This window comes from Vibrio sp. V43_P6S15P86, from assembly GCF_009904725.1.
GTDB lineage: Bacteria > Pseudomonadota > Gammaproteobacteria > Enterobacterales > Vibrionaceae > Vibrio > Vibrio diabolicus.
Genome location: NZ_WXWT01000274.1, coordinates 1 through 11,153 on the forward strand (window position 1 = coordinate 1; position 11,153 = coordinate 11,153).

At 46.1% G+C, this 11,153-nt stretch carries 8 protein-coding genes; 2 read left to right on the plus strand and 6 right to left on the minus strand.

Going from position 1 to position 11,153, the window contains the following annotated elements; translation table 11 throughout:
* On the minus strand, positions 1-468 hold a 468-nt coding region (locus CAG69_RS12300; RefSeq protein WP_161444411.1), incomplete at its 3' end, for a DUF3334 family protein.
* A 264-nt stretch (positions 469-732) separates the two neighbouring features.
* On the opposite strand from CAG69_RS12300, the gene ydiJ reads away from it, so the two are divergent.
* Together ydiJ and CAG69_RS12310 are read left to right on the plus strand one after the other, a co-directional pair.
* Positions 733-3,768, plus strand: coding sequence for a D-2-hydroxyglutarate dehydrogenase YdiJ (ydiJ, locus tag CAG69_RS12305; RefSeq protein WP_161444413.1), 3,036 nt, complete (start codon positions 733-735; stop codon positions 3,766-3,768).
* A 73-nt stretch (positions 3,769-3,841) separates the two neighbouring features.
* Positions 3,842-4,303 carry a methyltransferase family protein gene (locus CAG69_RS12310; RefSeq protein WP_161444415.1) on the plus strand — a complete coding sequence of 154 codons (462 nt, stop codon included), beginning with the start codon at positions 3,842-3,844 and terminating at the stop codon, positions 4,301-4,303.
* Between the two features lie 110 nt (positions 4,304-4,413).
* Here the strand turns inward: CAG69_RS12310 and CAG69_RS12315 are convergent, their stop codons facing one another.
* From CAG69_RS12315 to hutI, 5 genes are all read right to left on the minus strand, one after another.
* Positions 4,414-5,139 carry a DUF3581 domain-containing protein gene (locus tag CAG69_RS12315; protein WP_005395883.1) on the minus strand — a complete coding sequence of 242 codons (726 nt, stop codon included), beginning with the start codon at positions 5,137-5,139 and terminating at the stop codon, positions 4,414-4,416.
* A 337-nt stretch (positions 5,140-5,476) separates the two neighbouring features.
* The gene (gene hutH, locus CAG69_RS12320; RefSeq protein ID WP_012841910.1) at positions 5,477-7,012 is read right to left on the minus strand and encodes a histidine ammonia-lyase; all 1,536 of its coding nucleotides are present in this window, start codon (positions 7,010-7,012) and stop codon (positions 5,477-5,479) included.
* A gap of 11 nt (positions 7,013-7,023) precedes the next feature.
* Positions 7,024-8,721, minus strand: a complete 1,698-nt coding sequence (gene hutU, locus CAG69_RS12325) for a urocanate hydratase (RefSeq protein ID WP_005395885.1) — start codon at positions 8,719-8,721, stop codon at positions 7,024-7,026.
* 73 nt (positions 8,722-8,794) lie between these two features.
* Positions 8,795-9,805 carry a formimidoylglutamase gene (gene hutG / locus CAG69_RS12330; protein ID WP_104971555.1) on the minus strand — a complete coding sequence of 337 codons (1,011 nt, stop codon included), beginning with the start codon at positions 9,803-9,805 and terminating at the stop codon, positions 8,795-8,797.
* Position 9,806: 1 nt separating this feature from the next.
* Positions 9,807-11,057, minus strand: a complete 1,251-nt coding sequence (hutI, locus tag CAG69_RS12335) for an imidazolonepropionase (protein ID WP_114322440.1) — start codon at positions 11,055-11,057, stop codon at positions 9,807-9,809.
* Positions 11,058-11,153 lie beyond the last annotated feature (96 nt).

Consider the following 11,153-nt stretch of genomic DNA (forward strand, 5'->3'; position numbering starts at 1 on the left):
TCGGCGAGCTTGAGGGCGGTCAAGGTTGGTATCCACTTGTAAGATGACTTGCTTATTCAGCGCCATCATTTTTGGCTGGTTTTGTGTGATGTTCGTTTGCAGCTCTTTACGAATTTTATTGGTGAAATCTCCAACCAGTTGGTTCATTAGCTCACCCAGAACATCTCCCACCTCGTCAGAAGTATGAGATATTGCCAGTTCTTCTTCTGGCATACCCATATTACGCATGTAGTTGGTGTAGATCTCTAATGCGGCTTTTGCCGTAAAGTTAATTACGACCAGCCCGGTAAACCCGCCATCAAACAGAACAAAACAGCCAAAATCTGGCTTGAGGCTAGTCTTGTGGATTTTTTGCACCATTGCAGAGTAATTTACTTGAGAAGATGTCGCCGAAGTAAGGACGCCAGAAACAGACTGGCAAAGTTTGAGAAGGATATCTTCAGTGGTCACAATTTTATTTTTTTTCATTCTGAAAACTCATCTAGAAACGCGATTCGTTCCCCAATGTAAGGCATCAAGCGTGAAAAAATAAAGCATAAGTTTAATTATTGTATCGAGATTCTGATTTGCTCGTCTTTTTAAATGTTGTAAAGTGACGAAATTCAAAGAATATTACTTCACTTACTCTTTTGTGGTGTTTTGTTTCGCTTAGCGCCAATTTGTATGAGAAGTGAGCAAATAATTACATAACCCGCAGCTGATCGGATTCAGCGTCGTAGGGGCAGGAAGCAAATGTTACCAAGATTACACTCGCAAACTGATGTCGATCCTCTTGTTCTTAGTTTTCTGAAAGAGCTTGAGCACGCCGGATTCACTGGTGATATCGAAAGCCAATATTCAAGCCGACTAGCGGTTGCCACTGACAACAGTGTTTACCAGCAACTTCCTCAGTCTGTCGTTCATCCCAAAACGACAGAAGATGTTTCTCTCCTCGGGAAACTGAGCAATAAAGAAAAGTACGAACGAATTACCTTTTCACCTCGTGGTGGCGGCACAGGGACCAATGGTCAGTCGCTAACCAAAGGTATTGTGGTGGATATGTCTCGTCACATGAACAAAGTGCTTGAGATTAATGAGAAAGAAGGCTGGGTTCGTGTACAAACTGGTGTAGTGAAAGATCAGCTAAATGATGCGGTTCGCCCTTACGGTTACTTCTTCTCTCCGGACTTATCAACTAGTAACCGTGCCACGATTGGCGGTATGGTCAACACTGATGCTTCTGGTCAAGGTTCTCTGAAATACGGAAAAACATCCGATCATGTTTTGTCGCTACAAGCGGTGTTTGCTGATGGCTCAGTTTTAGAATCAGATCTGTCCAACGGCTACCCCGAAGAAGGCGAGTTTGCTGCCAAGGCGCTACGTGTAACGGAATCCGTATGTCGTGAAAAACGTCAGCAGATCGTAGATAAGTTTCCTCCTCTTAACCGCTTTTTAACGGGCTACGATTTAAAAAATGCCTTGAATGAAGACGGTGACCGTTTCGATATCACACGAGTACTGTGCGGCGCGGAAGGTTCATTGGCATTTATTACTGAAGCGAAGCTAAACCTGACGCCAATTCCGAAAGCACGTACTTTGGTTAACGTTAAATACAACAGCTTTGATTCTGCACTGCGTAATGCACCGTTTATGGTAGAGGCGAAAGCGCTGTCTGTAGAAACCGTTGACTCAAAAGTGCTTAATCTCGCGAAGCAAGATATCGTTTGGCACACCGTGAGCGATTTACTTACCGATGTTCCAAATAAAGAGATGCTTGGCATCAATATGGTGGAATACGCAGGTCAGGACGAAGAGGAAGTTGCTGCTCAGGTTGCAGCATTGACCGCCAAGCTCGATACCATGTTGGAAACAGAAGAAGCGGGCATTATCGGCTACCAAGTTTGTAACGATGTAGCGAGCATTGGGCGTATTTACAACATGCGTAAAAAAGCGGTGGGTTTGTTAGGCGCAGCAAAAGGTCGTGCTAAACCGGTCGCATTCGCTGAAGATACCTGTGTGCCACCAGAAAACCTGGCGGACTTTATTGTAGAGTTTCGAGAACTGTTAGACAGCAAGTCTCTGAATTACGGCATGTTTGGTCACGTCGATGCTGGGGTGCTTCACGTACGTCCTGCGTTGGATTTGTGTGACCCGCACCAAGAAGCATTGATGCACGAAGTGTCTGATGAAGTGGTCAAGCTGGTGGCGAAATACGGCGGTTTGATGTGGGGTGAACACGGCAAAGGTTTCCGTTCAGAATATGGCCCTGAGTTTTTCGGCGACGAGTTGTTTACTGAACTGAGACGTGTGAAAGCGGCATTCGATCCACACAACAAAATGAACCCGGGCAAAATCTGTACACCGCTGGATAGTGATGCAGAGCTTGTCAAAGTTACCGATACCAAACGTGGTTACTATGACCGTCAGATTGACGTTCAAGTACGTGACAGCTTTAAACAAGCGATGGAATGTAACGGTAACGGTTTGTGTTTTAACTACGATACTAGCTCGCCAATGTGTCCATCGATGAAAGTAACAGCCGATCGTCGTCATTCACCAAAAGGTCGTGCAGGTTTGGTTCGTGAGTGGTTGCGTCAGCTTACTGAGCAAGGCATTGATATTCTTGATTTAGAAAAGCAAACACTAGAAAACAAAACATCAATCAAAACCATGATTGACCGCGTGCGTCATTCTATCAATCGTCGTCACGAGTATGACTTCTCTCACGAAGTGTATGAAGCGATGAATGGTTGTTTGGCGTGTAAAGCGTGTGCGAGTCAGTGTCCGATTAAAGTCGATGTTCCGAGCTTCCGCTCACGCTTTTTAAACATTTATCACTCTCGTTACCAACGTCCAGCAAAAGACTATCTGGTTGCCAACATTGAAACTATGCTGCCGATGATGGCGAAAGCGCCAGGTGTCGTAAATGGTGTTTTGAAGCAGTCGTGGGTGAAAAGTTTAACGGCATCTACGGTCGGGTATGTCGATGCGCCGTTGTTATCAGTACCCACCTTGAAACAACGAGTAGAGTCGCTGACAACGCCTTATGATCTGCAAGCGCTCAGTGGTTTGTCTTCGTCTGAAAAGAGCAAGCATGTTTTAATTGTTCAAGACCCATTCACTAGCTACTACGACGCTGATGTCGTTGAAGACTTTGTTAAGTTATTGAAAAAGCTGGGTATGCATCCGGTACTTCTGCCGTTTAAGCCGAATGGTAAAGCACAACACATTAAAGGGTTTTTACGTCAGTTTAAGGACACAGCAGCCGACACAGCGAAGTTCTTGGCGATGGTAGCGGATTTGGATATCCCATTAGTTGGTGTCGACCCTGCATTGGTGCTGTGTTATCGAGATGAATACGCTGAAGTGCTTGGCAGTAAGCGAGGTGATTTCGATGTACTGACGGCCCACGAATGGCTTTACCCAAGATTAGAAGCGTTTGAAAGCGGAGAGCATAAGGCGCAAGAACCTTGGTATCTGTTTGCGCACTGTACTGAAAAAACCAAAATGCCAAATGCGGAAAAAGAGTGGGGCGCTATTTTTGCTCACTTTGGTGCAGTTTTGAATACGGTACCTGTTGGTTGTTGTGGTATGGCGGGTACGTTTGGCCATGAGGTTGATAAGTTGTCGATGTCGAAAGATATTTACAATTTAAGCTGGAAGCCAAGCTTAGATAAGTTGGATAACGAGAGATGTTTGATTACAGGCTATTCTTGCCGCAGCCAAGTTAAACGCTTTGAAGGAACGAAGCCCAAGCATCCCGTTCAGGCATTGTTAACTTTGTTGTAATCGGACTAAATCAAGCCCAGTTTTACTGGGCTTTTTAGAAACCGTATTTAGACCCTTTCAAAGGATATGAATCTTGAGAAAACTTGAACTCAAAGTCCCACCTGTTGCGGTGTTTTTGTTGGTCATACTACTCATGTATGGACTGACAGTTCTGGTGCCGAGCCTGAATATTAGTGTGCCCTTTGTCGAGGTTGTGGTTGGCGGGGTAACTTTGCTCTCTGGTTATATGGGCATTGCTGGTGTGTATGAATTCCATAAAGTAAAAACGACGGTTAACCCTGTAAAGCCTGACACGGCCTCTTCCGTGGTGAGAACTGGCGTATTTTCTTTTTCGCGCAACCCGATGTATATGGCGCTACTGCTTCTAATCATTGCAATTGGTTTGTGGTGGCAGCACTTGAGTGTGGTGCTTTGTAGCGTCGTATTTGTCAGTTATATGAATCGATTTCAAATCAAGCCAGAGGAACGTGTTCTAGAGCGATTGTTTGGTGAAGAGTATGTGGATTACAAAAACCACGTCCGCCGCTGGATCTAAGCATTGCGTTTAGTTTTATTTGGATGAGACATAAAAAGAAAGCCCAACGATCGACGTTGGGCTTTCTTTTAGTAAACACGTTTTTTGAGCGCTTCTGATAGGGCAGTCGATTAGGCTGCCTTAACGAACTTTGCTAGGAATGCATCCTTACGTTCATTGAAACGGCGTACAAGGTCATCAACCGCTTCTTGGTCATATGGTTTCAAGCCGCTTGCAACCATGCGCTTGATGCCTTTGCCAACAACTTCACCGTCTTCTTTGAACGCAAAGTTTAAGGTGACTACCCCACGTTTGCCTTCCACGTCGAACGTTGCGCCAGTGAAATCCACTTCAGGATGCGTAAGGTCTAAGCGTGAAAATTCAACTTCCATGCTTTCATAAATAACTAATGGACGTTGGCAGTTGATCATCATTTGCTTCTCTTCCATAAGAGGAACCATGATGTGAGGGAAGTTCATGCCAGAGAATTGCACGTAATTTGTTACGACATGCTCAATAAATGCGGGATCGTGATTAGTCTCACCTTCACGGGACATGTGTAAGTATTCTTTACCTGCCTCGTCAACAACGGCGCTTTCTTTTTCACACTTATTTTCAATATGAAGTGCTACACCATCGTTTACCATGCCAGAGAAGTTAAAACGCATCTTTTGGCTGACGCCTTCTTTACTAAGAAGCACTGCGAAAAGTAAGTCCCCAGGGACACAAAAGCGTTTGTTGTCTTCATCGTGGATTGGGTTGTAGTCACCTGCGACACGTTTTGCAAAGTGGCTTGCTTGTTCGCGAGTGAACTGAAACTGGTGATTAGTGTTTGAAAAATAAGGTGTTAGAAACATAATTTTTACGTAGTAACCAAAACTGTGTGGGATTATATGCGAATATCTGCGTAGCAATGGTCCATCCAGTGAAAACTTCACCGTATCCTAACAATAAGACACTATTTCGGCGGATAAATCGTTAAAAACGCATACTTTAGCAACGCTTTTATTTGTGAAAGCAATAAACAGCGACTTTATTACGTCGGCTATTTTTAAAAGTATAGCAATAACAATATGCAAGTGTTCATAAAGATCGCTGGGAATACGTTTAATGAGGAGATAAAAAAGCTCCACGCTAAACGTGGAGCCTTCAAGTTATCATCCGGTTTTTAGGTTAAGTGCTAGTAATGCTGGATTACTGAACACTTGGTAACAGGCTCTCTGGCATGAGCGTGTTGTGAATAGCCAGCTTAAGCAGAGTATTGGCCTGTTCAATGTCCGGCGCAAAGTAGCGATCTTTATCGTAGAACGATACTTTTTCACGCAACATTTGTTTGGCAATCTCGATACGCTCAGAAGACTTGTTTGGTGCTCTAAAGTCTAGGCCTTGTGCTGCTGAGAGGTATTCGACCGCCAGAATGCCGCGAGTGTTTTCTCCCATTTCTTTCAATCTGCGAGCCGCGAAGGTTGCCATTGAAACGTGATCTTCTTGGTTTGCTGATGTTGGCAAGCTGTCTACTGACGCTGGGTGAGCGAGCGTTTTGTTTTCGCTTGCTAGCGCAGCAGAGGTGACCTGGGCAATCATGAAACCAGAGTTCACACCACCATTATCGACTAAGAACGGTGGTAATTTTGATAATGCGCTATCGATAAGCAATGCCATACGACGTTCAGACAGGCTGCCGATCTCAGCAATCGCCAGTGCTAGGTTGTCAGCTGCCATTGCAACAGGCTCAGCGTGGAAGTTACCGCCAGAGATGATGTCGTCATCTTCAGCAAACACCAACGGGTTATCTGATACGGAGTTTGCTTCTACTTGCAATACTTCTGCAGCGTTGCGGATTTGCTGCAAACACGCCCCCATTACTTGAGGTTGACAGCGCAAAGAATACGGGTCTTGCACTTTTTCACAGTTAGTATGCGAATCACCAATGTCACTTGATGTATCCAATAGATGACGATAGGCCAGTGCAGCGTCCATTTGGCTGCGATGACCACGTACACGATGAATGCGCGGATCGAATGGACGTCGGCTGCCGAGAGCGGCTTCGACAGACATTGCGCCACATACTGTAGCCGAAGCGAAAAGATCTTCCGCGATAAACAGACCTTCTAATGCGAACGCTGTTGATGCCTGGGTACCATTTAGCAGCGCTAAGCCTTCTTTCGGTGCCAGAGTTATGGGTTCTAGACCTGCGATTTTTAACGCTTCTTGCCCAGAAATGATATTACCGTTGTGACGAGCTTGTCCTTCACCTAGTAATACTGTGCTCATATGGGCCAGAGGAGCTAAGTCACCTGATGCGCCAACAGAGCCCTTTTTAGGTACACAAGGGTAAACTTGTGCGTTAACTAGGTCGGTCAGCATATTAATGACTTTTAGGCGAATACCAGAAAAACCACGAGACAGACTATTGATTTTCAATACCATCATCAGACGAACCGTTTCGTCTGACATAAACTCACCGATACCTGCCGCATGAGAAAGAACGATACTGCGTTGCAGAGTTTCTAAATCTTCTGGTGCTATTCGTGTGTTAGCCAATAGACCAAAACCAGTGTTAATCCCGTAAACCGTTCGATCTTCCGCGATGACACGATCCACGACTTGCGTGCTTTCTTCAATGGCCGGAATGGCTTCAGGATCCAAAGTAAGGTTGACTGGTGAACGGCTCACTTGGCGTAGTTCGTTTAAGCTAATATGACCTGGCTTTAGCGTTAAATTTAACATCTCTTTCATCCTTACTTGAGCTTCTTCAGTTCTTCGTTGAGCATTGGCAAATCTAGCCCTTGCTCTGCTGCACATTGTTTAGCAATATCGTATCCCGCATCAGCATGACGCATCACGCCTGTTGCTGGGTCGTTATGCAGCACGCGGGCAATACGTTTTGAGGCATCTTCACTGCCGTCACAGCAGATAACCATACCTGAGTGTTGCGAGAAGCCCATACCTACGCCACCACCGTGGTGCAGTGAAACCCAAGTTGCGCCGCCCGCCGTATTGAGTAGTGCGTTTAATAGTGGCCAGTCTGATACGGCGTCAGAACCGTCCATCATGCCTTCTGTTTCTCGGTTCGGGCTTGCAACGGAGCCAGAGTCTAAGTGGTCACGACCAATGACAACAGGCGCCTTAAGTTCGCCATTTTTCACCATTTCGTTGAATGCTTGACCAAGACGCTCACGATCTTTAAGACCAACCCAGCAAATACGCGCAGGTAAACCTTGGAACTGGATGCGCTCGCGAGCCATATCTAGCCAGTTATGTAAGTGCGGATTATCTGGAATTAGCTCTTTTACTTTTTGGTCGGTTTTATAAATGTCCTCAGGATCGCCAGAGAGAGCAGCCCAACGGAAAGGACCGATACCTTCGCAGAATAGTGGGCGAATGTAGGCTGGAACAAAGCCAGGGAAATCAAATGCGTTTTCTACGCCTTCTTCCAAGGCCATCTGGCGGATGTTGTTACCGTAGTCGAGTGTTGCGGCGCCGCGATTTTGTAGCTCTAACATGGCTTGAACTTGCACTGCCATGGATTTTTTGGCTGCTTTAACGACCATTGCTTCATCTTGCAAACGCATTTCTGCAGCGTGAGACATGCTCCAGCCTTGTGGTAAGTAGCCATTGAGCGGATCGTGTGCAGACGTTTGGTCTGTTACTACATCAGGCGTGATATTACGTTCTACCAACTCAGAGAAAACGTCAGCTGCATTACCCAGTAGACCAACCGATACTGGTGTGTCTGATTCTTTGATGATAGCAAGCGCTTCATCTAAAGATGTCGCTTTCTTATCGACATAGCCTGTACGTAGGCGGTAATCGATACGCGATTCATCACACTCTACCGCAATCATGGAGAAGCCCGCCATCGTACCAGCGAGAGGCTGAGCACCACCCATACCACCAAGACCGCCAGTTAGAATCCAACGGCCCTTTGCTTCACCGTCAAAGTGTTTTTTCGCAACAGATACGAATGTTTCGTATGTGCCTTGGACGATGCCTTGTGAGCCAATGTATATCCAGCTGCCAGCGGTCATTTGGCCGTACATCATCAAGCCTTGTTTATCGAGCTCGTTGAAGTGTTCCCAGTTTGCCCAATGAGGAACGAGGTTTGAGTTTGCGATAAGCACGCGTGGGGCGTTTTTATGGGTAGGGAAAACACCAACAGGCTTGCCTGATTGAACTAAAAGCGTTTGGTCATCTTCGAGTCTTTCAAGTACTTCAACAATCTTGTCGTAACATTCCCAGTTTCGTGCCGCACGGCCAATGCCGCCATATACAACCAGCGAATGTGGATGTTCTGCAACATCAGGATCGAGGTTGTTCATCAGCATACGAAGAGGGGCTTCGGTTAGCCAAGATTTTGCGCGCAGTTTATCTCCGTGAGGTGCACGAATTGTTCTGCTTGTATCAAGTCGTGGATCTTGTCCCTGGCGCTGTGTCATTTCAGACTCCTTTAGTTTCTCGTGATGACCAAGTACTTGCTTGGTCGTAATAATCAGTGGCATCTAGGATGCGTTATGGTTTGTGTTGCTTTTCCGCCATCGCGTTGGCGATATCCCAACATAAACGGGCAGCTAAGCGTGCAGTTTGACTATCGACGTCATAATTAGGGTTGTATTCGGCGATATCAGCCAGCATGAGCTTATTTTTGTAATGAAGAATTCGATCTAAAAAGGGGGCAATTGTGTCGTAACTTACTCCTCGAGCCGCAGGGGCGCTAACCCCAGGTGCGGTTGCCGCAGGAAATACATCCAGATCAATGGTCAAATAGAGGTAATCGCAGTCGTCAATAAAATGTTGAAGCTGAGTTAAGTGATAACTGTGGTTTAGATAACAAAGCTGATTGTCTTCTACATACCAAACATTTAACGCATCTGCTTTTTCAAACAGCGCTTTAGTGTTGCTACTGCGGCTTACGCCAATGCAAGCGTAATGAAAGTCCCAATCATTGCGTTGGCAAAAATGATGAATTTGGTTGAAGGGAGTGCCAGAGCTTGGTTTGATGTCGGCGATGCCGCTCTCGAATGCGCGTAAATCGAAATGCGCATCGAAATTTATGATACCGATTTTAGGCTTCTTCTCTGGATAGTGCGCTTTAAAATACTCCGCTAAGCCGGAAAACGAGGCCCACGCAATCTCATGCCCGCCACCTAACACGATGACAGGCGTATGAGGTAGTGCGCTTGAAATGGTTGCCGCACATAGAGATTGGCTCTCTTCCAGTAAGTCGTCTTCGCACACCACGGTGCCTAAGTCATATAGTGGGACGTCTTGGTGCCATGCTAAATTAGCGAGTGCTCGTCGGATTAAGTCTGGCGCTTTTTTCGCACCAATGCGTCCTTTGTTTCTGGCTACGCCAGCGTCGGTAGCAAAACCCAGTAATGAGACGCCATGCGCAACTGCCCCTAACTCATCTGCTTTCTGGCGTTGAACCACGTGATGAATTCGCTGACCAAGTTTGCCGTCCTCGGCATCATGACGGCCTTGCCAATGAAATAGGGGAGAGTGTAAGTCGAATTGAGACATATTATTGGCCTCCGTGTGAAATGTATTCACCATTTACTATACGACCTACCAGACGTTTTGCTCCGACTTGATAGCTTAAATCTGCAGGGCTTTCGATATCCCAGATAGAGAAGTCCGCATCAAACCCTACTTTGATTTCGCCACGTGAATTTTGATAACCCAGAGCTTTGGCTGCATGTTGCGTTACACCACGCAGTGCTTCTTGCGGTGTAAGGCGAAATAGTGTGCACGCCATATTCAGCATGAGTGTGAGATCAGAAAACGGTGATGTACCTGGGTTGACGTCCGTAGCAATTGCCATCGGCACGTTATGCTCTCTCAACAACTCAATCGGTGGTAACTGAGTTTCTCTTAGAAAATAAAAAGCGCCAGGCAGTAGAGTGGCGACAGTGTTTGAGCGAGCAAGTGCTTTAACACCTTGCTCATCTAAAAACTCGATGTGATCCGCTGACAGACCGTTGTATTGCGCAGTGAGGGCTGTACCACCGAGATTCGAAAGTTGCTCTGTATGCCCTTTAACCTTTAAGCCGTGGCGTTTTGCAGCTACAAACACTTTTTCTGTTTGTTCAAGATTGAAACCAATCGATTCACAAAAAACATCGACACTCGTGGCTAACTCTTCCTTTGCGACGACAGGGATTATGTCCTGACAAATGTGCTCAATATAGTCATCTGCACGGCCTTGGAACTCCGGCGGAATGGCGTGAGCGGCAAGAAGTGTAGTGGTGATTTTAACTTTGCGCTCTTGTTCAAGCATTTTGGCTGCACGGAGCATTTTTACTTCGTCATTCAGTGTCAATCCGTAGCCTGATTTCACTTCGACAGAAGTGACCCCGCTCGCGAGTAGCCCGTCTAAACGTGGCAACGCTAACTCAACTAATTGCGCTTCGGTTGCTGAACGCGTCGCATGCACCGTTGAAAGTATCCCACCGCCTTGTTTGGAAATTTCTTGATATGGCACGCCGTTTAAGCGCATTTCAAATTCGTTGGCACGATTGCCCGCGTAAATAAGGTGAGTGTGGCAGTCGATCAAACCTGGCAGAACTAACTTGCCTTGAAGGTCGATACTCTGAGCGTAATGCTGGGCAGACAGCAGAGACTCGGTTTGCGGTTCGTCTTCACCAATTGCACAGGTGCTGATCGCAACGATTTTTCCAGATTGAATGCCAATACGAGCAGGAGACGTTGGCAGATAACCGCGCTCTCCCGACTGCATGGTGACCAGACGTGCGTTTTCAATCAGCAAATCCATGTTTGTGTCCCTGTGTTTATTTGTATCATTAAATGTATATACAAATAAATAGAGCAAAATAAGAACACTGACAAGATTGATGTTGCTAAAATGTGA

What these genes read in the sequence shown, in the direction of transcription:
- ydiJ (WP_161444413.1), top strand. Translation starts at nt 733, where the DNA reads ATGTTACCAAGATTACACTCGCAAACTGATGTCGATCCTCTTGTTCTT.
- CAG69_RS12315 (WP_005395883.1), bottom strand. Translation starts at nt 5,139, where the DNA reads ATGTTTCTAACACCTTATTTTTCAAACACTAATCACCAGTTTCAGTTC.
- hutH (WP_012841910.1), bottom strand. Translation starts at nt 7,012, where the DNA reads ATGTTAAATTTAACGCTAAAGCCAGGTCATATTAGCTTAAACGAACTA.
- hutU (WP_005395885.1), bottom strand. Translation starts at nt 8,721, where the DNA reads ATGACACAGCGCCAGGGACAAGATCCACGACTTGATACAAGCAGAACA.
- hutG (WP_104971555.1), bottom strand. Translation starts at nt 9,805, where the DNA reads ATGTCTCAATTCGACTTACACTCTCCCCTATTTCATTGGCAAGGCCGT.
- hutI (WP_114322440.1), bottom strand. Translation starts at nt 11,057, where the DNA reads ATGGATTTGCTGATTGAAAACGCACGTCTGGTCACCATGCAGTCGGGA.